The following is a 23,506-nucleotide window of genomic DNA, read 5'->3' on the forward strand; positions in this document are numbered from 1 at the left end:
GTTTTAATACAGTGACTTAAGATAAAAACAACACGATTAAAACGAGAACATGGCCCAGCTTGCGCGTGGCTTCATTCACATAAAACGGACTTAACACAATGAAAAAATGGTTACTCACAGTTGCCGTGGCCGCCAGTTTTGGCGCTCAGGCTGACGAAGGTATGTGGCAGCCCCATCAGCTGCCCGCTATGGCCGATGAGCTTAAAGCAAAAGGGCTAGAAATTGATGCCAAATCGATTTCAAAACTCACTGAATTCCCAATGAACGCAGTGATCAGCCTTGGTGGCTGTACCGCGTCATTCGTATCGCCAAAAGGCTTGGTGGTCACTAACCATCACTGTGCCTATGGTGCGATTCAATACAACTCCACCCCAGAAAAAAACCTGCTACAAGATGGTTTTTTAGCTAAGACCTTCGCCGATGAATTACCTGCCACACCGGGTTCACGTGTGTATGTGACCGAAGATGTGACCAATGTGACCGAGCGCGTAAAAGGCGGGCTCGAAGGTAAAGTGGGTAGCGATTTCTATCAAGGCGTTGAAAGCCAAGAAAAAGCCTTAGTGGCTGAATGTGAAAAAGAAGACGGCTACCGTTGCCAAGTGTATAGCTTCCACGGCGGTCTTGAATATTATCTGGTTAAACAACTGGAAATTCGCGACGTTCGCTTAGTCTATAACCCAGCCGCGAGCGTGGGTAAATACGGCGGCGACGTCGATAACTGGATGTGGCCACGTCACACCGGCGATTTTTCTTTCTACCGCGCCTATGTGTCTAAAGCGGGCAAACCTGCCGATTTTAGTAGCGATAACGTACCATACGAGCCAAAAAGCTTCTTAAAAGTATCGGCTAAAGGCGTGAGCGATGGCGATTTTGTCATGGTCGCTGGCTACCCAGGTCGCACCAACCGATATCGCACCGCCAATGAAGTACAAAATCAGTTCGAGTGGGCTTATCCAGAAGGTAAGTTATTGCGCGAGCGCTTTATTGAGATCATTAAAGATACCGCGCCAGAGGGCAGTGACGAACGTATTAAGTACGAGAGTCAAATTGCTGGCCTTGCAAACTACGCGAAAAACTTCACCTCAATGATCGAGTTTTATGGCAAATCCACCATGCTGGCGGACCGTAAAGCCCGCGAAGCTGAGCTTGCCGCGTGGATAGCTAAAGACAGCAGCCGTGAAGCGAAATACGGCAAAACCTTAGCGGAATTAGACGCGTTAATTGCCAAGAGTAAAGCGCATCAAGAGCGTGACATGATCTTAAGCTACATAGGTAGCACGACTATGTTGCCAACGGCGCGCAGCTTGTATCGCTTAGCGAACGAGAAACAACTGCCGGATATGCAGCGTGAACCTGGCTTCCAAGAGCGTGATATGACTCGCCTCAAAGCAAGCATGGAGCGTATCGATCGTCGTTATGCGCCAAGCGTCGATAAAGCCGTGTTGTTCGATATGCTGAAACGCTACGCCGCACTGCCAGAAGACAAACGTCTACCTGCATTGGATAAAGCCTTTGGTATCGATAAAAAGTTCAGCGAAGCTAAGCTTTCGAAAACCTTAGACAAAATGTACGCCAAAACTGAGTTAGGCAAAAAAGACGTGCGTCTGGCATGGATGGATAAATCCGTTGCCGATTTTAAAGCCTCTAAAGATCCGTTCATTCAATTCGCCGTGGCTATGTATGACACAGATATGGCTGAAGAAAAGAAAGAAAAAGAACTGGATGGCGAGCTGATGAAAGTGCGTCCTCAGTACATGGATGCCATCATTGCCTACAACCTAGAGCAAGGTAAACCAGTGTATGCCGATGCGAACTCAAGCCTGCGTGTCACTGTGGGTCATGTGAAAGGCTACTCGCCAAAAGACGGTTTAGTGGCTGTGCCATTCACTCGCCTTGAAGGTATAGTGCAAAAGGACACCGGTGTTGATCCATTCGATGCACCGAAAAAAGAGTTAGAGCTGATTAAGCAGAAGCAATACGGTGATTTCTATGTGAAAGCCATCGATTCTGTACCGGTTAACTTCCTGTCGACGTTAGACACAACCGGCGGTAACTCAGGTTCACCTACCCTAAACGGCCGCGCTGAATTAGTCGGTCTACTGTTCGATGGTGTGTATGAAAGCATTATCGGTGACTGGGCATATGACGATAACATCAACCGTTCAATCCAAGTAGATAGCCGCTATATGTTGTGGGTCATGAAATATTTAGACCATGCCGACAATTTATTAGCCGAGATGGAAATCGTTAAGTAATCCATTGCCGCATCGCCATAGTGCGGCGAATATGATTGTGAAGCCGCTTATGTCATGTGATTTACGTGATAACTAGCTAGCGAACGGAAGATAATAAAAAGCGATAAGCCAATGTGGTTTATCGTTTTTTTTCGGAGATTTGAAAGCGTTTCGAGTGAACTAATGGATAAAACCATTGTATTAATGTAAGCGTATAGCGGAGGCGGAGCCATGGCATTGACTCGTCGACACGCAGCAAGTCCATCCGTGGATGCTCGACCGCCCCGTCCATGGGGCGGACGGTCGTCTCGCCAATCACCATGGCGCACCTTTCGAGCATTCGCGTAATCTGTAGATTTACAAGACATACGCAACATACTTTTGGACAAAAACGTGCTGCTTTTTGCGCGGAATTATCTTCATTTCGGATAAACAAAAATAATTCTAAGCGCTGAATCGTGGGCAGCGATGAACTTAAGGATGTAACGCTTGGCTTGAGGCTTTACCTTTACACCATTTGCCGCTGTTGTGCTGCTTTTTAAACTCGCACATACTATCCCATCGACCACTTATGCCGCTGTATTGACGGCGAAACTCTTTGGCTGAAGTGAGCCATGCATCGGGCGAAATGCCTAATTCATTGAGCAGTTTTGGCAGCTGATTATCAATATCACCTTTTTTATCAAGGCGAATGGCTCGTCCCGTCCAATCTATTAACTCAAGATAATCAGCAAAATGAAACGGAATACCCGTTTGCTGATTCTGAAGTGTTGAACCATCAAATTTTGCGAGGGCTTTATGTGGTATTTGCTGTAGGTTATCTGCGGTAGTTTTGGCCAGTTGGGGCGCGTTGCTATGAGGATTAAGCGCCTTCACGCGCTCCTGAATCGATGTAAAATCAGAGGATTGCAAAGAGTCGGCAATCCCTGCTCGAATAGGATTTAAATCGACATACATCATGCACGCCAGCAGTGCTTGCTCATCTAACAAGGCTTGTGACTTAAAACGGCCTTCCCAAAAAGCGCCTTTACACTCATCTTCACGATTGGCCTTACGGGCAATTTCTTCATTTAAACAGCGCATAAACCAAGAGATACTGCTCAGTCGCTCATGCCACTCGGCGAGTAATGTATCAAGTAACATCGCTTCACCGTCGATTAAAGCATCACCATTCATAAACTTAGTGGCGACAGCATGGCCTTTAGTGATTTGACACCAGCGGCTGATAATATCTTTTTGCGTTAGCGATTTCGCCTTGTCGACATCAATTTTAAGCACTAAATGATAGTGATTACTCATCACCGCATAAGCACAAATATCGATACAAAAAATAGCGGACAAGGCTTTGATTTTATCAACAATCCAGCCGCGCCTATGCTCGTAACTGCGACCAGTGAGTTTATCCTCACCACACAAAAAAGCCCTTCTAACACAGCGATTTATCACATGATAGAAAGGCGTTGTATTGGCATCAATTAACTGTCTTCTGGCTGAGGTCATCACAAGCTCCACACAAACAAAAGCAAGATAATGTAAAGCCTAGTAGAAAGGGCAGGAAAACACAAAAAGATATGGCTGTCCTCTTTATCCTGTGAACTCTTCCGATATCGAGAGCATGGAAAAGCCGACGGCGATGCTTGAATGCTCAGCCTTTATTCACATTAAATTTGTTGCTAGGGTGTGGGGACGCCTGCTATTGATACTCAGCCTTCCATAAAGTCAAAGGTTCGGCAGAGCACCATTGCCAGAATTTCTTCTCAACCAAGTCACTTGCCGCGGCAGCATCCCGCCCCTCAAACAAGCGCCAATTTTCCTCTGCAGATTTCAGGGCATACTGTCTCAAGTGACCGGTGACCCTTTCTAAATCAGCCCCCTCCAACAGAACATCCCGGTAGAGCTCCCACGGTACTTGTGCATTGGGATCCAGTTGCTGGTTTCTGAAGAACCCCTCTGTGTAAACGCTGGCCGAACTGCCTGCCGACACACACTCGTCCCAACGTTTGCAGCGAAAGAAATACTCGTCCTCCGCCTCAGTCGTTCCTGTTAGCTCTCGATAGGGGCAAGCTCGTTCCCAAGCTTTATCGATATTGGTTTAGGCTATACCTTTGCGCGCCAGTTCAATCTCATAAGGCTTAGGAAACATCTCCAATAACAAGTCATAGCCGGATTTTTCCTCTGCAATGGAAAAAGCTGCTGCGCTGAACAGCGAGACACAAAGTAAAAATTTTGTCTGAAATAACCTTATTCTGAATCGCATTGTTACACCTTAGTCACTGTTGATATGAAATTGAAATACATGCCAATCCTAATCATCGAGTTTACTTTTCCAAATCGACAAAGGTTCGACAGCGCACCATTGCCAGAATTGCTTTTTAACGAGTTTGTCAGCTTCACTAGCACTTCGCCCTTCAAACAAGCGCCAGTTTTCTTCAGCAAACTTCAAGGCGTAGTTATAAGAGTGCCCCGAACCGCCACCAAATTCTGCGTCATTTTTGGCCAAGTCTTCGCCATCTTTTTTCCACTGCTGAGGAATTTCCTCCCCCGTTTTATGGTGCTTGAAAAAACCTTCAGTAAACTGACTCGCTGAAGCTCCCATCGTCTTACAGTCTTGCCAGCGGCGACAACGGAGATGAATTTCGTCTAAGTCAATATCGCCCGAATCGTCAAAGAGCAAGCGAGAACTGTTATATGGGCATGGCCGCTCCCAAGCATTCTCTATGCTTGTTTCTGCTACGCCTTTACGAGCAAATTCAACCTCATGCGGTTTTGGTGCATTCGCAAGGATGCTTTGCACTGTTAGTACTTTTTCTTCCGCTATAGAAGTAGGTGTAGCGCTGAGCAGTGATATACAAAGTAAAAGTTTTACGTGAGATAACATTATTCTGAATCGCATTTTTGCAAAGTCCTTTGAGCATGAGTTTAGCTAGCTAAAAATGGGAAAAACCAACTGAAGTTATAGCCTTAGTTCCATTATGTCTTCGTTATTGACGATTCGTTTTCGGCGTCGTCTTTGTATCCGTTTATGTCTTCGTGTTTACTGAATGAGTAAACATTTTCTATTTATAATTTCATCAGCATATAAAAATATGGCTTTCGGAAAAAATTAATTGCCCTTTTATAAGGAGATGTATTGCTGATGGCTATAACACTAAAGAAGGATTTCTGACTAATTAGCTATATAACTCAGCGCATCTTAATGTAATTTTGATTTGGTTATTAAGCTGCTTATATGTCATAGATTTTTTTGAGCGCAACGCTAGTAAGGGAGGTGGCTTTTAAAGTTTGAAAATATGTCTCAAGCTTTGCAGTAATATCTAGGCTGAATTATTTTGCATTTTATCGTAATATCGTTCGCGCTTATGTTTTTAAGCTATGAGCTAAATTTCTATTTACCCACAGAAAAGGATTTTTTATGGGACATAAGACGTTATTGAGTGCTGTACTTTTGACCGCGACCTGCGGTGTCGCCACTTTTGCGGTGAATGCTGAATCGCTGTTTACTCCCTTTCCTGATGCCAAATCGCCTAAAGAAAAGCGAATCCACTTTACGCCCTTTGAACTTATCACCGCAGTGAATGGTGACAAGTTCACTCTGTTGCCCGTATCGGGGAAATTGACTCGACAAAGCGTTGAGTTACCAGAGGGGTATAGTCCTGAGCATGTTATCAATAATTATTTGGCTCAGCTGAAAAAGCTTAATGCCGAAGTGTTATTTAATTGCACGGCAGCATCCTGCGGTGATGGTCAAGCCATGCAAACTCAGCTAAAGCCGCTTAAAAGCGTGAATGCCGATTATCACAGTGCTTACGTGGCGGCAAAACTGAAAGGTACTCGCGGTGAGGTTTACACCAGTATCTATGCCGTCAACCGGGAGGATAGATACACCTATTTACAAGTCGATACCCTTGAAACGATTCCCGAGCCACTGGATTTGATCCAAGCCAATAGTGACTTTTTACAGCGGGCACCGAAAGAGGTTGAGATTAAAGATAGGCGTAGTGACGATGCTCAAGGAGCGGCAGATCATCCTTTGCTGGGGCGTCTGCCTGGCAGTTACATTGCTCGCTATAAGCAAACCAATTTTACGCAGGTGCCTGTGATTGTGGGCGTTGCCGGAGCTGACTACCAGACCAAGTCGCTGGATGCCAAACTCACCCAGATAATCTACCGCATGCCTGAAAGCTATTCCCTGTTTGAAATCAACAGCAATTATGCCGCAGCCGCACAAAAGCTTGCAGCAGAGCGGGTATTCCATTGCAAAGGCACGGCTTGCGGCGACGATGATAGCCTGATTAATGCCATCAAATTAATCAAGGACGATAAAGAGGATGAATGGCAGGAGTATCAGCTGTTTAAGCTTAGTCACGCAAAGGGCGATGTTTACTTCGATATCTATTCCCAAGGATATTTCGATGGCACACCTGCCGATACTACCCTCAGGGTAATGGAACTCTCTACTCTGAAGGATGATCGAGTGGCGATTGACCTCAATGCTTTGACCGATGCGATTAGCCAAACTGGCAAGGCGACGTTGGAGGGATTGCTGTTTGATTATGACAGTGAGCGCATGTTGCCTGAGTCCAAACCTGTACTGGAGGTGCTGGCAAGCTATCTTAAGCAGCATCCGACACTGAATTTCTATGTGGTTGGACATACCGATGACAAGGGCGAGCGGAGTTACAATCAAAGCCTGTCGGAGCGTCGCGCTGCAGCTGTGATTAAGCAGTTGAGTGACGGGTTTCAAATTCCGTCGGCCCAATTAACCGCCCACGGTAACGGGGAATATAGCCCTGTCGCCAGCAATACTAATGACGCCGGACAAAAACTGAATCGCAGAGTGGACTTAGTACTTCGTTCTGATAAAAAGTAGCTCATATTAATAAGCTTGAAAGGGGAGCTTCGTTTTATAGAAACGCCTGAGTCATCTCAGGCGTTTCTATCTTCATTGGAGATCATTGGAAGATATTGTTAGTGCAGGCATTCGTCTCATATTGAAGTTAGATGATTGAGTGTATTCGCCACTTGTCTTTCTCTAAATTGTCACTGCAGCTTTAAGCACTGCAACTTCCTGTTGTGTGAGTGGCCGCATCGCTCCTTCGGCTAAGGATTCTAGCGTTAATGTCATTAATGAGACGCGCTGTAAGTCAATCACCTTATAGCCTAAGGCGCTGGACATACGCCGAATTTGGCGATTTAACCCTTGAGTGAGCGCAATTTCAAAACTCATTGCACTTAACCGTGTCACTTGGCAGGGGAGAGTGCGCACTTCCTTGTATTGTACTCCACTGGCCATTTGTTCAACAAACTCATCAGTGAATGGCCGGTTGAGGCGCACATGGTAGGTTTTGCTGTGGGCAAAACTGGGGTGCATGAGTTTATGGGTCAGCTCACCATCATTAGTTAACAGCAGTAGGCCGCGGGAATCTTTATCGAGCCTGCCGACGGGATAGAGTCTTGGCGCTTTGGGAAGTAGGCGTATGAGACTCGTTTCATCCTGCTCCAGCAGGCGGCAATCTGTACCTACGGCTTTGTTCAATATCCAGTAGGCGAGGGTTTCGGTTTTTGTGATGGGTGCGCCATCAAGCTCAATACTGTCGAGGCAGTTTAATGATTCGTCCAAACGGATGGGATCTGTGTGGCGGGCGATATGGCCATTGAGTGTGATGCGCCCGGCCTCAATCAAACGGCAGGCTTCACGGCGTGAGCCTATGCCACACTGGGCGAGGTATTTTGCGAGGCGCATATCAATCCAAGGTTGATGAATTTAAATATAAAAAAGGAGCCAAATTCGGCTCCTTCAATTGTACTTATCAGCATCTTAATTAGCTATTTCAACCTGCTGTTTAACAAGCGATAAATACAGTGCGACTTATCAATGACGTTTGCGGAAAATCACAATTGCAACGGCCACTACGGCTAAAATCATACAGTACCAAGCGTGTGATACCGCAGCCAATGGGGTGATGCTAAAGGTCGAGGCGATCAGCAAGGCTTGTGCGCCATACGGGATCAAACCTTGGATAATACAGGCGAAAATATCGAGGACGCTGGCGGCACGTTTTGGGCTCACGCCATGTTTCTCGGCTAAGTCTTTAGCAATATCACCGGTCACAACGATAGAAACCGTGTTATTAGCCACACAAGTATTAGTCACTGCGACTATGCCAGCCATACCCAGTTCTGCGGCGCGGCATGAGGCTTCACCTTGTGCCTTTGAGAAACGCGTGATCAGCTTTTCAATCTGTTTGCTCACAAAGGCGAGACCACCTTGTTGCTGCATAAGTGCTGCTAAACCACCGACCAGCATAGACAGAATGAAAATTTCCTGCATATTGCTAAAGCCAGCATAAATATCTTTACCAAATTGGATCACGCCGTAATCCATAGTAAACAGACCCGTAGCGCCCGCTAATAAGATACCTAAGGTTAAGACCACAAATACGTTCAGACCCGCCACAGCTAAGATCAAAATGGTCAGATAAGGAATGACCTTAATGAGATCGATGTTCTGCGTCGCTAATTCCGCTTGGCCCTGGCCTGCAAATACAAAGGCAATCAAGGTTAGCAGTGATGCTGGGATAGCGAAAATCAGGTTTTCACGGAATTTATCTTTCATATCACAGCCCTGAGTACGAGTAGCTGCAATCGTGGTATCTGAAATAATCGATAAGTTGTCACCGAATAGGGCGCCAGACATGACCGCACCTGCCATCAGGGCGTAGTCGATTTGTGCTTGGTCGGCCACGCCGAGGGCGATGGGTGCGACAGCAGCTATGGTGCCCATTGATGTCCCCATGGCTGTTGCGATAAAGGCCGCAATCACGAAGAAACCGGGTAACAACAAGTTTGATGGGATCAGTGATAAACCCAGAGCAACGGTGGCATCGACGCCGCCTGTGGCTTTAGCGACCGCCGCAAAGGCGCCTGCTAATAGATAAATCAAACACATCGCAATAATGTTGCTGTGACCAATACCGCCAATAAAGGTATCAATCGATTGATTCAATTTCTGCTTTGATAAAATCAACGCCAGAATAATCGCAGGTAAAATGGCGATAACACTCGGTAATTGATAGAAGGCGAAGTCGACACCTTGGCTTTGGAAATACACACCCGCGCCAATGAAAAGACCAAGGAAAACAAATAATGGCAACAGGGCAATGAAAGATGCTGGGCTGTGCTGTGTTGCTGGTGTTGGATTGCTCAAATGTTATCTCTCTTTCGCTTAGAGTTCTTTCCGCTGGATCCTTAGCAGTCAAACTCGCTTAAATTTAGTGTCGCTTCGGCATCGTATCTTAGCAACTTGAGGCAAAGCATATTTGATCCCCGCTAACCTGTCAATTTAGACGTCTAGATGTTTTTACTTCCGTTGTGATCGCTAGGTTATTAATAGGTTGTATAAGATGAGGCTTGGTCTACATTTGAATTTATAATCAATGTGTTATCAGTTTGCATTCAGGTTAAGTTAGCGGGTTTTTATCTGATTTAGAGTGTATTGCAACTGAATGGAATAGCGTAAAATTTAAGCTGTGGCCCGGGGTGATGGGATAAGTTGGCTATTTATCGCCCTTATTTCCCTTGAAGCTTTGATGCACTGAGTGAGTGTCGATATGAGTTTAGAAGGCGAAGAAGATGAGCTGGATCCATCGAGTTAAGTTCATTTTTATTGCTTATTAGCTTGCAGCGCTCGTTTAGCGGCTTAATCACGTTCACATAACAAAATAATATTAATTAAACCTTAACAATCAATTCATTGTTTTCAAATGTAAAAAAGTGTTAACCGCATAAAAAACCTATAAAACACTAATGATAACGATTTGCGTTGTACTAGAGAGTTTAATAGAATCCGCACAAATTATGTTAATAACTCTTTGGGGCTTTGTTTAAATGCATACATCTTCTCGCCATGGCTTGAGTCTCGTAGCCGTCTCTTTACTGACTTTAGGGTTGAACCATACTGCGATCGCCGGTGAAGATTTATTCGGTTATGTCAAAGGCGCTGAAGCTATGCCTAAAGACGCCATCGAACTGTACCAAAAGATCACCCTGCGTAATGATAAGGGTCAAGGCACCTACAGAGGTATTAACTACGAAACTGAATTCGAGTATGGCCTAACGAATAAACTGGCGGTGTCAGCTTCTGCTAAGTTTATGTCCTTAGACACCAGTGGGCTTATCATCGATGGTTATTTGCCGGCAGAGAAAAAAATTGGTTTTCAATCCTCTGGCGCCGAAGTTGGCCTAAGCTATATGTTTTTAAGCCCAGCCAAGGATGACATAGGTTTGTCGATGACAGCCTCCCTCGACTACGACTGGATTGATGTGCATTCTGGCCAAGACAAAGACACCTTGTCGTTAGATCTTGGTCTGCAAACCCAAAAATACATGCTCGAAGGTGAGTTAATTTGGGTGGGGAACTTAGGCATGGAATCAACCTATGCCGACCGCGCCCCTATCGCTAATCTACCAGAAGATTTCGAATGGTCGACGGATCCAGAGATGGAACTGGAATTGAAAATGGGCACAGGCTTAAGCTATCGTTTCGCCCCTAATTGGTTCGTTAGCGCCGAAGTGCTTTTTGAAACTGAATTTGAAACTGAAATTGGTCAAGAACGATGGTCCTTCTTTGCTGGCCCTTCATTGCATTATGGTAGTGCTGATTGGTGGGCGACGCTGACTTGGTTACCACAGTTAAGTGGCGGTGGTGAGCAGTACCAAGGTCAGCGCGATACCAGTTTGCATTTGATTGAAAAAACAGAACAAGAAATCAGATTGAAGGTCGCATTTAACTTTTAATCCAGGTTCAATGAAGGCTGTTGCAGCGAATGTAATAGGCTGTACCGCCAGAGTGAGCGCCAAGGATGGCTCGTTTTTATTCCATATTCACTAACATTAGGTATTGAAATGGCGCAGACATATTGGAATAGCTTGTGGTTTATGCCCATGGTCGTGGTGACCGCGCCCGCTATTGCTGCTGACTATTTAACTGTTGCACAGGCGCAGGCATTGATTTTTGATCAAGCGGCCGTATTTAGCGAGCGGCCAACTTTATTGAGCTCAGATGCGAAAGATCAGATCAAAGATTTGTCTGGCGTGCGTCAGCGTCAAGATCAACAGCCTATTTGGAAAGTGGAGAAAGACGGGCAATTTCTCGGTTGGTTTATGGTTGATGATGTGGTCGGTAAACATGAATACATTACTTATGCCGTTGGGATTAGCCCGCAAGGTGAAGTGTTAGGGTTAGAAGTGTTGAGTTATCGCGAGACCCATGGCGGTCAAGTGCGCGAGGCCAGTTGGCGCCAACAGTTCCACGGTAAAACACTGAACGATCCCTTTAAACTGGATGAGGATGTCACCAATATCAGCGGCGCAACCTTGAGTTGCCGTAATTTACTCGATGGTGTGAAGCGTCTGTTGGTTATTCATCAACTCTTCCTGTCACAGACGGCATTATCGTGATACGTCGCGCTAAACCCTTACTCGGGACTTTGGTGGAAATTGCCGCCGAGTCACTGCCACATTCTGGCAGTGAGATCCCACTTGAGGATAAAGCCTTAGAAGCCGCGATGACAGCGGCTTTTTCACGTGTGACGCATATTGGTCGGTTACTGAGTTTTCATCAGCAAGACAGTGAGTTAAATCAGCTAAATCGCCAGCCAGGGACATGGATTCGTGTAAGCCAAGACAGTTTACGAGTGCTCAAGTTAGCTAAGTGGCTAGGCAAGGCGAGCAACAACTTGTTCAATTGTACTGTCGGCGGGGAAATGATGTCACGCGGCGCTTTGCCTGCCTATCTAGGTATGCCTTTGCTGTTGCAAGGCGAGTGGCAAGATATTGAAATAAAAGATAATCAAGTGAGATTAGCTAGGCCACTTATTTTGACCTTAGATGGCATAGCCAAAGGTTATGCGGTTGATATGGCGGTGAGTGAGCTGCGCCGTGCGGGCGTTGGCGGTGGTTGGGTGAATGCCGGTGGCGATTTAAGAGTCTTTGGTAGCGCCTCTTTAAATGTACTCTGCCGCGGCCCAAAGGGATTGAGCCAAAAGATCTGCGTTAGCAATATGGCGCTGGCAAGTTCGCGGGTGTCACAAACTTTAAGCCATGATTATCCTGCGTTATTACTGCCCACGGGCAATGTTACTGATGTGAATATCGATCTTGAAAGTGAACGTATTGTCAGTGTGAGTGCGCCCTTTGCTTGGCGCGCCGATGCGTTGACTAAGGTTGCGGGTTACCTAAACTCTGACTCCGCCGCTGACACAATTGCTCACTTAGGTGGTCGATTAGTCAGTTTTGAATAATCATTCCTTTGGTACTATTTGCAGTTTTCCTTACTGAATTTACTAAGGAAAAGCTGCGTTCTGAGTGTATAACATTTTCCTATGAAGAAATTAACTGGCTATCCAAATTGGTTTTTTTGGCTAATTATTCTTGCCATTAGCGTCACCACGATCGCAGGCTTGTTTATGCTGCCTTGGGTGATGGAGTTTAAGTTGCAGTGGGATGTGGATTTTGGTCTCAGCGGTGAACTACGGTTACCCGCAGTGGTGTTGCATGTGTTGTTAGGTTGGTTGCTGTTGATGCTACTTGGTGCACTTTGGCACAGTCATATTCGGGCTGGATGGCGTAAAAAATTGAACCATTGGAGTGGCTTAGTGATGTCACTCAGTCTTATCACCTTAGCGTTAACGGGTGTGGGACTGTATTACTTGAGCTCAGAGTCAGCCCAACTGTTTGCCAGTTTATTGCATACGTTTTTGGGGATGTTATTGTTTTCAGGTTTTGTTTGGCATTATTACCATGGCCGTAAAATTCGCCTTCACTCCCTTAGGCGTCACCGTAGCTGATAAGTTTTGCATCAAAGCCCAATTTGAAACCCAATTCAAAAGCATTCGATTAAAAATCCCATGTTAAAACACATTAAAAAGAGTGCCTTATTGGGCACTCTTTTCGTTTTAGCTGTTTGTTGCTAGCGGCTTGTCATTAACCGCTTGTCGCTAACTATGTGTCGTTAGCAATCAGTCAGTTTAGGCGACTTTAAATCGCGCCACTTCTTTTTGTAGGTTACTGCAAATAGCCTTAGTGTTGACGACGATTTGCTGCGTTTCTTGGATCACTAAGTTGCAGTATCTTGTTTTATCGGATAATTCAGTCAAGTTACGGTTAATTTCTTCGGTTACATGGGTCTGTTCTTCTGTCGCCGTTGCCGTTTGAGTGGACATCTCGCTGACCTTAGAGGTGGAGTTTAGGATTTCATCCAATGCATCTTGGGTTTGGCTGGCGAGGGTGACGGTTGATGTGGTCAAGCTGGCGCCCGATTCAATGCTTTTAACCGCATCATTTACGCCGCGTTGTAACTCTTCAATCATACGCTGAATATCTTGGGTCGAGGTTTCGGTGCGACTCGCCAGTGTACGCACTTCGTCGGCGACTACGGCAAAGCCGCGGCCCTGTTCGCCAGCGCGCGCCGCTTCAATAGCCGCGTTAAGGGCGAGCAGGTTAGTTTGCTCAGCAATAGAGCGGATCACATCAAGCACAGAGGCAATATTGGCTGAATTGACTGAGAGTTTTTCAATAACAGTCACGGCATTCTTAACCGATTCAGATAGTTGTTGAATATGATTAACGGACTGGGCGAGGATATTTTTACCTTCCACCGTTTGGTCGTTCACCTTAGTGATTTCGGTTGCCGTGTGCAGGGCATTGCTGGCGACTTCTCTTACGGCCGCACTCATTTCATTGACTGCTGTGACTATGGTATCGACAAACTGCTCTTGTTCATGGCTGATGTTGATTGTGGTGGTGGACTTAGTCGCAAGGCTTTCAACGGTTTGGCTTACATCCTTGGTTTGACCAATAATCGAGATCACCATCTGCTGCAGTTGTTCTACAAACAAGTTAAAGGCCTGAGCAAGCTCACCGATTTCATCCTGACGTTTGATGGGGATCCGCTGAGTTAAGTTACCGTCACCATCAACAATGTCATTGATCCTGCTGGTGATATCTTTAATCGCGTTAACGATGATTTTAGGGCCAAAGTAGGCAATCAACAGGGCGACTATGGCCACTAAGCTGGCTATGGTGAGGGATAATTGGGTTTGGGTGGTTGCCTGTTCAGTTGCTTGTAAGTCTAGCTCTTTTACGCGGTTATCGGCCGCTTCCCCCGCCGCATTGTAGATGCTTCTTAAAGCTTTAAATTCTTGCTTGGATTTGGTCTCGTGAAGCTGTTTCGCCCGCGCAAAGTCGTTACTTTTGACTGCGTTAATGACTTCAGATGAGGCTTGATACCAAAGGGAAAATTGCGCTTCAAAGCCATTGGTGGATTGCAGTACGAGTAGGTGATCTTTAAGGATTTTTTTAAACTCGCCCATTCGGTCACGGGCTTGGTCGACGTTTTCTTGCCAGTTATCAATTTCACTCTTGCGATTCTCGGCTGATAATTCTTCCCTCAACAACACTTCTTCACTGAGCTGTGCTTGGTAAAGATCGCGGTCTGCATTGAGAATTGCCGAAATCGCAGGATTAAATAACTGACTGAACTCTTGCATCTGTTTTACCGTCGCACGGCTTTGCATGGCGTCTGTGACGGCCATAACAATGAGCGCTGTCGCCATAATGGCAAACATCAGTGAAAACTTAACGCGAATACTGTTAAACATAGGAGTATCTCCATTAATAACTTAATAAATAGCTTAGCCGTTATTTATAGAATTGCCTTTGCGTGCAGCAGATTGCGATGGGATTCTGGGCGAAGTTTTGTGCCCATAGAAAGAAGATGAATAGCCCCGACTGTGCAGCCAGGGCTTTGATATTTTAGCTTATGTTATTCGGGGCAAGCTAAGGTGGGGATGGCTTTTGGCTTAGGCTTTATCTGCACTAGCATGACACCCATGATGACCATAGAGCCGCCAATGTAATGATAAATGGCCAAGGTTTCATTTAGGATGATGGCCGCCAGTATCGCCGCAATAATCGGCATTAAATTAAAGAATACGCTGGTGCGATCGGCGCCGAGTTTGCTTATGCCATTGATCCAAGCCCACGGCGCGAGCAGCGAGGCCGCAATTGCCGCATACAGTATTAGTGGTGCCGATTGTGTGCTAATTGCCATACTCGGGCTACTGAACAGCAGTGGTGTCAGCATAAATACGGCTATGAGTCCTTGAATATAAACCGATTCCCAAGTGGGCAGTGGTAATTGCCAGCGTTTTAGTAATACACCATAGAGTGCATACACAAAAGCGCTGAACAGCAATAACAAGTCACCTTGGGTGACGCCGATGGCAAGATTCATCATATCGCCGTGGCTTAACATAAAAATTAAGCCAACGAGCGAGATCAGTGTGCCACCAAAGGCTAACGGCGACAGCTTCTGTTTGAGTAAGGGAACGGCTAAAAACAGGCTGATCATAGGCACGAGTGAGGTGATCAATGCCATATTCGTCGCCGTGGTGGTGGCCGCGGCAAAATAGGCCAGACTCTGGTTGAGCACCATACCTAGCATGGCCAAAGTCGCGAACTTAGGTAACAGTGGCAAGATCACTCGGCGCTTTTGCCACACGCGACCCGCGACAAAGGGCGTTAATAGCAACATTGCAAAAAACCAACGGTAAAACGCTATGGCTTCAGGATCGATAATCCCAAATGAGAGTTTATTAACTATCGAGTTACCCGCCCAAATGAAAACGGCTAATAGGGGAAACAAATACAACATGATTTTGCCTTTCGATAATGGTTTACGTGGCTGGACATGAGTGAATAGGCATAAGCGACTGAGTCTACATGGCTAAAACTGAGTAACTCAGAATGAGAGACTCTGCTTACTACATATTACTTATACATCCAGATAATCATTGCAGGCAATTATCCATGGTCGGTTATGATATAGATATCGCTTATCAGACAAGGTCAGTTCCTCGGCGGACAGAGTGCTATGGCATAGCAAAATCGCTTGAGCGCGATTAAACCAGTGCAATTAAATCTGGATTGCTTGAGTGCTATTAACCAGTTGAGTGCTATTGAATCAGAGAGTGTATTGAGCTAGAAGGCTTTAAGGACAGACAAAATGCGTACGGTTTATCATCCCCTTACGGCAGAGCAAGAGCCAGTTGCGGATATTTTCTTTAACTATGAAGCTTTCTTGCCAAATACGGTAACGCCAAAACATCAACATGTTTGGGGACAACTGCAGTTAATCAGCGGTGGCATCATGGAATTACATGCTGCAGGGCAACGGTTTTTATCGCCGTCGCAATATGCAATTTGGGTGCCTGCGGGGATAGAGCATGAAAGTTTCACTCGGCGTAGTATCCATTATTGTTCGATGAATATCGTTGCCGAGCGGGTTGCGGCGTTTCCCCTAGTTACCTGTTTATTAGCTGTGACTCCTATTGCCCAATCGATCGTAAACGATCTGCGGGAGCGGCAAGTTAGAGTGGCAAACTCGGCAGCGGATAAACGGCTTGTTGAGGTTTTGCTCGATCAGCTCACTATCGGCCAAGCTCTGCCGCAATTTTTGCCCACAGTCTCAGATAAACTGTTACAGCCGTTGTTGCTGGCACTTGAAGCGGATCCTGCGAGTCCTAAGACCTTCAAATCTTGGGCCAATGAATTACACACTACAGAGCGTACCTTAGCCCGTCGTTGCCAAGAGGCGCTGGGGATGAGTTTTACCGAGTTAAGGCAAAGGCATAAGTTTATCTATTCATTACAATTGCTGCGTCAGGGACTGGCTATAAAAGAGGTGGCATTAACGCTCGGCTACAACCAAACCTCACCTTATATCGTTATGTTTAAAAAGTATGCCCAGTGCTCGCCAGAGCAGTATCGCCGTCGATTGTGATGGCGCATAAGTTTAGCGTGATGGCATATAAGCTTAGTGTGTTGAAAAATGACAGTGTGTTAAGTCGAACGCTAGTCGGTGTTGTGAAGCGATAAGCTGATAAAACCGAGAAATAAAATAGGGTGCCAAAGCATTTAGCACCCTATTTTCGGCCTATTTAAAGAGAGGATTTAAGGGATTTTTACATTGGTGGATAAATTAGTCGGATGCTTTTTGGCGGTTCCGTTTATCCTGACGCTTCTCTTTTAAGGTTTTCATTGGCGGTTTTTTGTTTTTTTCTTTACTCATAGATATAGACTCCAAAGTGAAGGTCACTATCCGAATCCGCGCCGCAATTCGGTTTCGATAGTTGGGCTCAATTTTTATTTCAGGCTTAAATTGAGTCGGTTTATTTATAAAGGACACATAAAAATGAATTTAACGATTGAGGCGCCGAACCTAAACCTCTTAACCCTTTTGCTGTTTTACCTTAAAGCGCTGCCATGACTTAGTGTAAATAGTGGCAAAAGGCGTTAATTACGGTGTCAAATTCATTTAATAGTTGTCTTTAATAAATAACGCGGCCAGTTAATGACTTCAAAATAACATTCCTTCTTATTGTATTCTGTTGAAAATACCGCTAGAAGCCGCCGCTAATAGCGAGTTGAAGCATGTTGTCACGGAGTTGAACACACTTTATCTTTAAAATACGTCATCTAAAAATGGCTTAACACTTGAACGAACTTCTGAGTTGAATTCGGGCATAAGCTGCTAAATGGCCATTAAAAATAACGCTACTTGAATCAGCTGGCTACTTAGCTTTTTTAGGTTTTTTCGCTAGGCTGACATCTTTAATCATAAATAGCACCGGCTTGCCTAAAATACTCACTTCAGCCAGTTCGCCCTTTGACCGCCCAAGTAAGCTGACGCCTAAATCGGATATAACAGAGAAGCGTCCTGCACTGGGTTTATGCTTTGGTGGATACACGAGCTCAATTTGATACTCTTGCTGATCCTGCAGATTAACTAAGCGGATCTCCCTCCCTACAGTCACTTTATCACTCGCCGTATCATGCTTTAGCTGCTCAAGCTTGCTAATCACCCCAGCCAAAGCGGTTGGGCGCAGTGAGGCATTAAAACTGTTCTGTAAATAATAGGTTTCGGTTTTTAGAATAAAATTCTGAAATAGACCGCTAAAAAATGAATATGCCATTTCCGCCTCTGAAATAACCAAGTAAAAGTACAAGCAAAGAATTTTAAAAGAGGAATAACTGTATTCAGTGCTTATTTAACCAGAGTATTAAAGTTCTGCCGAGCGCGAGTGACGCTCGGCTTAGACTGGGAATTTGAGAGAGAAGCGGAATGATTTAGCCAAACAGCACGTTGAGCTAAGAGTGCTAGCTAATACATGGGAAGATAGTGATGAAAATGCATTGATAAACATAGTTTTACATCTCCAGTCAAAAGTGGTGTTCGATTGATTATTTGTCTATCAGTATCGCTAGTAGCTTAATTTATTTAATAATGCTGTTGAATAAATCTATTCGCTAGCACTGTTACTAAATAAGCCATGTTTACTTGCTTGATACCATAGGCCAAGTGAAAAAATAATGCAAGCTTAACCAAGTTTATATTACTGAGTATACTTATCTACAGTAAATATTTTATTTAACACTAAATTAACCATTTTGATGTTAACGCTAACCTTAGTCAATTTAATCCTAGCACGCGTAAAATAAATCGACCACTGTGAGCTTAGCGATAAAATACGCATTAAGTAAATAGCACACTAATTCACTTAAATAACTCACTCACTAATGCACTCACTCAAACAATGTACGCTCGAATAATACCTTAGCTCGGTGATTGTGATGCTTAAGTATATATTAACGCTATGCTATGCAAGCTAACTGAATTAAGCCTTAATATTCGCTTTTAAAGTTGTAAAGTACTGAGTATCCACTTAGGTGGTTAATCCCGCACCTTTCAACAGTATTTTAATGCACATGGAGACGAGGAACAGGCAGCTGACGCTCGTGCACCAAATGAGCACTAACCAGCCGAGTCGATAGGTGAGGGATTTAGTTGGGGTCGTCATGTTTATCTCCTAGGTGTTAGCCAGTGTTTCAATTCAACCTGTGTCTGAATTGAACCAGTGTTTGAATTGAAGTCTTAATCGAATTTATTGCCTAAAGTGAACTCGCCGTTTAAATAGAGTCCGCTGCCTAGGCAAAGTCGCTTCGGCAGCATTTTGAGGTCATGTTCTACCAGATCAATCGTTAGTGATAGCCTACATCTTTAGTCACTTTGCCGCGGAACACGTAGTAGCTCCAAAAGGTGTAAACCAAAATCAGCGGGATGATCATCAGCGCGCCGACGAGCATAAAGCTTAAGCTGCTATCGGGTGCTGCCGCCTGCCAAAGGCTGATGTTGGGGGGAATAATGTGCGGCCAGATACTGATCCCTAGTCCACTAAAACCTAAAAAAACTAGGCATAAGGTGAGTAGAAATGGCTGATAGTTATCATCGCGGCGCAAGGATTTCATCAAGGCCCAGCCACAGGCTAATACCAGTATTGGCACTGGGGCGAAGTAGAATAAATTCGGCAAACTAAACCAGCGCAGGGCAATATTGGGCTGCACAAAAGGCGTCCATAAACTGACTAAACCTATGGTCATAAGTAAGCATAAGGTCAGTGCTCTGCCGAGTTGTTGCATGGTCGTTTTAAGCTCGCCTTGGCATTTTTTCACCAGCCAAGTCGCGCCGAGCAAAGCATAGGCCAGCATAAGACCAAATCCACAGAAGAGTGAAAAGGGCGTTAACCAATCGAAACTACCTCCGCTAAATTGCTGCTCGCTGACCGAAATGCCCGAGATAAACGCCCCCAGCACTACGCCCTGTGAAAACGTGGCCGTGATAGATCCGAACATAAAAGCTTTATCCCAAAATGGTTTAGCTTCTGCGCCCGACTTAAATCTAAACTCAAATGCCACGCCGCGAAAAATCAGTGCCAGCAGCATGATGAGCAGCGGTATAGTCAGCGCTTCGAGCACTATGGCATAGGCGAGGGGAAAGGCACCGAGCAGGCTGGCGCCGCCGAGCACTAACCAGGTTTCGTTACCATCCCAAACGGGGGCGACGGTATTAACCATAATGTCCCTGTCGTCCTCGTCGTGAATAAAGGGAAACAGTATGCCTATGCCGAGATCAAAGCCATCCATCACGATATACATTAAGGTGGCAAAAATAATGATCCCGAACCAAATCAAGGGTAAATCGAATTCCATGGTGAGCCCTTAAATATGTTTAAGATTGAATAAGTAAAACTAGATTTATTTACTTTAAAATTAATGGCTTGTCGCCGCGATATCTGGCCCTTTGCGGATGAGTCGCATCATATAGCTATAACCCACGCCGAAGATGCCGCAGTAACTGACGATGAAAATCCCTAGGCTGATACTCAGGTGGGTAACGCTGTGGGAAGACACGGCATCCTGAGTGCGCATCAATCCTTGGATCACCCAAGGTTGACGGCCAAGTTCGGTCGTAAACCAGCCCGCTAGTGTCGCGAGCAGTCCTGCGGGGCCGAGCACCAACACAAAACGCAGAAAGTGTTTATTGCTGTAGAGTTTGTCTTTGCGTCTGAGATAAGCGCTCCACAGTCCGGCAAAAATCATCAATAGGCCTAAGCCGACCATGACCCTAAAACTCCAAAACACTAACAACACATTGGGTCTATCCTCGGCGGGATACTCAGTTAAGGCTGGCACTTGTTTGTTTAAATCGTGCTTTAAAATCAGGCTCGCCAGCCCTGGAATTTCAAGGCTGAAGTGGTTTTTCTCTGCGTCCATATCGGGAATGGCAAACAAGACTAATGGAGTGGGTTTATCGCCCTCATTACGCCAATGGCCTTCCATCGCCGCTACTTTTACAGGCTGATATTCAAGGGTATTTAAACCATGGAAATCACCAATCACAGCTTGCAGCGGCGCGACAATTAACGCCATCCACATCGCCATAGACAACATCTTACGGATTGCTGGCGTGTCGTTACCTTTGAGTAAATGCCAAGCCGCCGATGCGCCCACAAAGAAAGCCGACGAAATAAAGGCCGCCACTGTCATGTGGGCTAAACGATAGGGAAATGAAGGGTTAAACACTATCTGAAACCAATCCACAGGAATAACGCGATTGTTCACAATTTCAAAACCTTGGGGCGTCTGCATCCAGCTGTTTGAAGCTAAGATCCAGAAGGTCGAGATAATCGTACCCGTGGCGACCATGCAAGTGGCGAAGAAATGCAGGTTTTTGCCGACCTTCTGCTGACCAAATAGCATGACCCCCAGAAACCCCGCTTCGAGGAAGAAGGCGGTAAGCACTTCATAGGTCAGTAGCGGCCCAGTTACGCTGCCCGCGAAGGCAGAAAATGCGCTCCAATGGGTACCAAATTGGTAGGCCATAACAATGCCAGAGACCACGCCCATGCCGAAGTTAATGGCAAAAATCTTCGACCAAAATAGATACAGTTGTTGGTACACCTGATTCGCCGTTTTCAGCCATAAGCCTTCTAATACCGCTAAATAAGTGGCGAGGCCGATAGTGATGGCGGGGAAAATAATGTGAAAAGAGATAGTAAAAGCGAATTGGATCCTAGCAAGTACAGTGGCATCAAAATCAAACATAATTTCCTCGAGAGATAAGAGTCTCGTTACAAAGGCATTCATTAATGCAGTGTCCACTGAACCTAATATTGGCCCAGCGGTGAAAGCTTGTGTGCCATTAGAGCATGGGATAAGCTGGCTATAACAGACACAGAATATACTGATTGAGCTATAACAGATGGCGAAGTACGAGCAGTTAGCGCAGGAATTAAAGGCACGAATAGCCCAAGGTGTCTGGCAGGCGGGGGACAAGTTGCCGTCGCTGCGTCAAACGGTGGCCGATTCGGGTTTGAGCCTGATGACAGTGCTTAATGCCTATCAGCTATTGGAAAGCCAAGGTGTGATTACAGCGCAGGCAAAATCTGGCTACTTAGTGGCGCCGCAGCCAGAAACCTTTCGCTATCCCGACCGTCAGCGGCAGATCTATCTCTCTGATAAAGTGGATATTAACGAGTTCGTCTTCTCTGTTTTGCAGGCGTCAAAACAGGCTGGAATAGTGCCCTTTGGCTCAGGTTTTCCCGATCCCAGTTTATTCCCCCAGCAAGCGTTGGCGCGCTCGTTAGTCAAGGTCACTCGGCACATGTCACCGTCTTTTGCCGCCGATAATTTACCGCCGGGGAATGCGGGACTGCGTAAGGCGATTTCCCAACGTTATGCCAAATTGGGCATGAGCATTTCACCCGATGAAATCATCATTACCTCGGGCGCCATGGAGGCGCTGAACTTAAGTTTAGCGACCCTAACTCAAGCGGGGGATTGGGTTGTCATTGAATCACCGACCTTTTATGGCGCGATGCAGGCGATTGAGCGGCTTAAGCTTAAGGCCATTGCGGTCGCGACGGATCCACAACAGGGCATTGATCTCGAGGCGCTAGCGGAAGTGTTAAAAACCTACCCAGTGAAAGCCTGTTGGTTGATGAGTCAACATCAAAATCCCTTAGGCTGTAGCTTGTCGGATACAAAAAAACAGGCACTTTATCAGTTACTAAACGAGCATAAAGTCAGTTTAATTGAGGATGATGTTTATCAAGAACTCTATGTCGGCTCTAGTGCACCAAGGCCAGTAAAAGCCTTCGATACCGAAGGAAGGGTGCTGCACTGCGGCTCATTTTCTAAGTCTTTGATTGCAGGTTATCGTGTCGGCTGGGTTGCTGCGGGACTGCATGCGCCGCAGTTACAACGCTTGCAAGTTATGTCGACGCTATCGACCAGTGCGCCCATGCAACTTGCCATCGCCGACTTTATTCAGTCGGCACAATATGAGCGCCATTTGAAGCAGTTACGTAAAAAGTTAGCCGATCGCAAATTGGCCATGTACCAGTTGTTGCGCGCACATCTGCCCGAGTCTGTGGGAGTTAACTTTGCACAAGGCGGCTATTTTCTCTGGTTAGCGCTGCCTGCACACATGGATGCTACACAGATTTATTCTCAGGCGATTGAGCGTGGGATCAGTATTGCTCCCGGAAATCTCTTTAGTAATCAGGTCGAGTTCCGCCATTTTATGCGCTTGAATGCCTCATACGAGTGCTCGCCAGAGATAGTCTCTGCTGTCGTAGTGCTGGCCGAACTTATCCGCAACTATTCGCGCTAGCTCGTTATGTTAGCTCGTTAGGTTACATCCGTGATGTTAGCCTGCTTTGTTGTTTGGGGTTTTCGGTCAGAAGTTAAATGCTGAGGTTAAAAAAGTTTTAGACTTCCAGATGTCTATCTGTTAGCTTGTTGAACATGCACAAATCTTGTGCAATCCTTTGAGTTCGAACAAGGACAGCACTCTGTTGAAGGAAGGCAAA

General features: G+C 45.7%; 20 protein-coding genes. 8 read left to right on the forward strand and 12 right to left on the reverse strand.

The genetic code is table 11. From position 1 onward, the window contains the following. Positions 1–98 precede the first annotated feature (98 nt). Entirely contained in the window at positions 99–2,255 is a 2,157-nt protein-coding gene (locus tag KV201_RS13045) for a S46 family peptidase (protein ID WP_226059569.1), read from the forward strand. Positions 2,256–2,708: 453 nt separating this feature from the next. Here KV201_RS13045 and KV201_RS13050 read toward each other — a convergent pair whose 3' ends face one another. From KV201_RS13050 to KV201_RS13065, 4 genes are all read right to left on the reverse strand, one after another. Then, entirely contained in the window at positions 2,709–3,734 is a 1,026-nt protein-coding gene (locus KV201_RS13050; protein ID WP_226059570.1) for a transposase, read from the reverse strand. A gap of 193 nt (positions 3,735–3,927) precedes the next feature. Further along, entirely contained in the window at positions 3,928–4,218 is a 291-nt protein-coding gene (locus tag KV201_RS13055; RefSeq protein ID WP_226059571.1) for a hypothetical protein, read from the reverse strand. A 108-nt stretch (positions 4,219–4,326) separates the two neighbouring features. Continuing rightward, positions 4,327–4,491, reverse strand: a complete 165-nt coding sequence (locus tag KV201_RS13060; RefSeq protein WP_226059572.1) for a hypothetical protein — start codon at positions 4,489–4,491, stop codon at positions 4,327–4,329. 48 nt (positions 4,492–4,539) lie between these two features. Beyond that, positions 4,540–5,112 carry a hypothetical protein gene (locus KV201_RS13065; protein ID WP_226059573.1) on the reverse strand — a complete coding sequence of 191 codons (573 nt, stop codon included), beginning with the start codon at positions 5,110–5,112 and terminating at the stop codon, positions 4,540–4,542. Between the two features lie 534 nt (positions 5,113–5,646). Between KV201_RS13065 and KV201_RS13070 the strand changes: the two genes are divergently transcribed. Next, positions 5,647–7,104: an OmpA family protein gene (locus tag KV201_RS13070; protein WP_226059574.1), complete on the forward strand. Its 1,458-nt coding sequence runs from the start codon at positions 5,647–5,649 to the stop codon at positions 7,102–7,104. Positions 7,105–7,266: 162 nt separating this feature from the next. Here the strand turns inward: KV201_RS13070 and KV201_RS13075 are convergent, their stop codons facing one another. After that, on the reverse strand, positions 7,267–7,977 hold the full coding sequence (locus KV201_RS13075; RefSeq protein WP_226059575.1) for a 23S rRNA pseudouridine(2604) synthase RluF: 711 nt from the start codon (positions 7,975–7,977) through the stop codon (positions 7,267–7,269). A 129-nt stretch (positions 7,978–8,106) separates the two neighbouring features. After that, a complete protein-coding gene (locus KV201_RS13080) occupies positions 8,107–9,441 on the reverse strand; it encodes a Na+/H+ antiporter NhaC family protein (protein ID WP_107403921.1) in 1,335 nt (444 codons plus the stop codon). A gap of 680 nt (positions 9,442–10,121) precedes the next feature. Between KV201_RS13080 and KV201_RS13085 the strand changes: the two genes are divergently transcribed. The 4 genes from KV201_RS13085 (at position 10,122) to KV201_RS13100 (ending at position 13,081) form a co-directional block, all read left to right on the forward strand. After that, positions 10,122–11,030, forward strand: a complete 909-nt coding sequence (locus tag KV201_RS13085; RefSeq protein WP_006080435.1) for a DUF6662 family protein — start codon at positions 10,122–10,124, stop codon at positions 11,028–11,030. 108 nt (positions 11,031–11,138) lie between these two features. Then, the gene (locus KV201_RS13090; RefSeq protein ID WP_226059576.1) at positions 11,139–11,693 is read left to right on the forward strand and encodes an FMN-binding protein; all 555 of its coding nucleotides are present in this window, start codon (positions 11,139–11,141) and stop codon (positions 11,691–11,693) included. After that, positions 11,690–12,535: an FAD:protein FMN transferase gene (locus KV201_RS13095; RefSeq protein WP_226059577.1), complete on the forward strand. Its 846-nt coding sequence runs from the start codon at positions 11,690–11,692 to the stop codon at positions 12,533–12,535. The genes KV201_RS13090 and KV201_RS13095 overlap by 4 nt, the downstream gene beginning before the upstream one ends. Before the next feature lie 81 nt (positions 12,536–12,616). After that, a complete protein-coding gene (locus KV201_RS13100; protein WP_226059578.1) occupies positions 12,617–13,081 on the forward strand; it encodes a hypothetical protein in 465 nt (154 codons plus the stop codon). A 180-nt stretch (positions 13,082–13,261) separates the two neighbouring features. On the opposite strand, the gene KV201_RS13105 is transcribed toward KV201_RS13100, so the two are convergent. After that, entirely contained in the window at positions 13,262–14,893 is a 1,632-nt protein-coding gene (locus tag KV201_RS13105) for a methyl-accepting chemotaxis protein (RefSeq protein WP_226059579.1), read from the reverse strand. Between the two features lie 164 nt (positions 14,894–15,057). Further along, positions 15,058–15,948, reverse strand: a complete 891-nt coding sequence (locus tag KV201_RS13110; RefSeq protein ID WP_226059580.1) for a DMT family transporter — start codon at positions 15,946–15,948, stop codon at positions 15,058–15,060. Between the two features lie 351 nt (positions 15,949–16,299). Here KV201_RS13110 and KV201_RS13115 point away from each other — a divergent pair, with 351 nt between their 5' ends. Next, positions 16,300–17,076, forward strand: a complete 777-nt coding sequence (locus tag KV201_RS13115) for a helix-turn-helix transcriptional regulator (RefSeq protein WP_226059581.1) — start codon at positions 16,300–16,302, stop codon at positions 17,074–17,076. 790 nt (positions 17,077–17,866) lie between these two features. Here KV201_RS13115 and KV201_RS13120 read toward each other — a convergent pair. The 4 genes from KV201_RS13120 to KV201_RS13135 form a co-directional block, all read right to left on the reverse strand. Beyond that, positions 17,867–18,268 carry a GreA/GreB family elongation factor gene (locus tag KV201_RS13120; RefSeq protein ID WP_012588415.1) on the reverse strand — a complete coding sequence of 134 codons (402 nt, stop codon included), beginning with the start codon at positions 18,266–18,268 and terminating at the stop codon, positions 17,867–17,869. 750 nt (positions 18,269–19,018) lie between these two features. Then, positions 19,019–19,153: a DUF2474 domain-containing protein gene (locus KV201_RS13125; protein WP_014620618.1), complete on the reverse strand. Its 135-nt coding sequence runs from the start codon at positions 19,151–19,153 to the stop codon at positions 19,019–19,021. A gap of 181 nt (positions 19,154–19,334) precedes the next feature. Beyond that, positions 19,335–20,342, reverse strand: coding sequence for a cytochrome d ubiquinol oxidase subunit II (gene cydB / locus KV201_RS13130; RefSeq protein ID WP_226059582.1), 1,008 nt, complete (start codon positions 20,340–20,342; stop codon positions 19,335–19,337). Between the two features lie 60 nt (positions 20,343–20,402). Next, positions 20,403–21,737 carry a cytochrome ubiquinol oxidase subunit I gene (locus tag KV201_RS13135; protein WP_006083947.1) on the reverse strand — a complete coding sequence of 445 codons (1,335 nt, stop codon included), beginning with the start codon at positions 21,735–21,737 and terminating at the stop codon, positions 20,403–20,405. 157 nt (positions 21,738–21,894) lie between these two features. Between KV201_RS13135 and KV201_RS13140 the strand changes: the two genes are divergently transcribed. After that, the gene (locus KV201_RS13140) at positions 21,895–23,307 is read left to right on the forward strand and encodes a PLP-dependent aminotransferase family protein (RefSeq protein ID WP_226059583.1); all 1,413 of its coding nucleotides are present in this window, start codon (positions 21,895–21,897) and stop codon (positions 23,305–23,307) included. Positions 23,308–23,506: the final 199 nt, after the last annotated feature.

Origin of the sequence: Shewanella sp. SR1, from assembly GCF_020447145.1 — a bacterium.
Lineage (GTDB): Bacteria > Pseudomonadota > Gammaproteobacteria > Enterobacterales > Shewanellaceae > Shewanella > Shewanella baltica.

Bases quoted from the DNA above. Each gene is read 5' to 3' on its own strand.
- KV201_RS13045 (WP_226059569.1), top strand. From the start codon at position 99: ATGAAAAAATGGTTACTCACAGTTGCCGTGGCCGCCAGTTTTGGCGCT.
- KV201_RS13050 (WP_226059570.1), bottom strand. From the start codon at position 3,734: ATGACCTCAGCCAGAAGACAGTTAATTGATGCCAATACAACGCCTTTC.
- KV201_RS13060 (WP_226059572.1), bottom strand. From the start codon at position 4,491: ATGCGATTCAGAATAAGGTTATTTCAGACAAAATTTTTACTTTGTGTC.
- KV201_RS13065 (WP_226059573.1), bottom strand. From the start codon at position 5,112: ATGTTATCTCACGTAAAACTTTTACTTTGTATATCACTGCTCAGCGCT.
- KV201_RS13070 (WP_226059574.1), top strand. From the start codon at position 5,647: ATGGGACATAAGACGTTATTGAGTGCTGTACTTTTGACCGCGACCTGC.
- KV201_RS13075 (WP_226059575.1), bottom strand. From the start codon at position 7,977: ATGCGCCTCGCAAAATACCTCGCCCAGTGTGGCATAGGCTCACGCCGT.
- KV201_RS13085 (WP_006080435.1), top strand. From the start codon at position 10,122: ATGCATACATCTTCTCGCCATGGCTTGAGTCTCGTAGCCGTCTCTTTA.
- KV201_RS13090 (WP_226059576.1), top strand. From the start codon at position 11,139: ATGGCGCAGACATATTGGAATAGCTTGTGGTTTATGCCCATGGTCGTG.
- KV201_RS13100 (WP_226059578.1), top strand. From the start codon at position 12,617: ATGAAGAAATTAACTGGCTATCCAAATTGGTTTTTTTGGCTAATTATT.
- KV201_RS13105 (WP_226059579.1), bottom strand. From the start codon at position 14,893: ATGTTTAACAGTATTCGCGTTAAGTTTTCACTGATGTTTGCCATTATG.
- KV201_RS13110 (WP_226059580.1), bottom strand. From the start codon at position 15,948: ATGTTGTATTTGTTTCCCCTATTAGCCGTTTTCATTTGGGCGGGTAAC.
- KV201_RS13115 (WP_226059581.1), top strand. From the start codon at position 16,300: ATGCGTACGGTTTATCATCCCCTTACGGCAGAGCAAGAGCCAGTTGCG.
- KV201_RS13120 (WP_012588415.1), bottom strand. From the start codon at position 18,268: ATGGCATATTCATTTTTTAGCGGTCTATTTCAGAATTTTATTCTAAAA.
- KV201_RS13125 (WP_014620618.1), bottom strand. From the start codon at position 19,153: ATGACGACCCCAACTAAATCCCTCACCTATCGACTCGGCTGGTTAGTG.
- cydB (WP_226059582.1), bottom strand. From the start codon at position 20,342: ATGGAATTCGATTTACCCTTGATTTGGTTCGGGATCATTATTTTTGCC.
- KV201_RS13135 (WP_006083947.1), bottom strand. From the start codon at position 21,737: ATGTTTGATTTTGATGCCACTGTACTTGCTAGGATCCAATTCGCTTTT.
- KV201_RS13140 (WP_226059583.1), top strand. From the start codon at position 21,895: ATGGCGAAGTACGAGCAGTTAGCGCAGGAATTAAAGGCACGAATAGCC.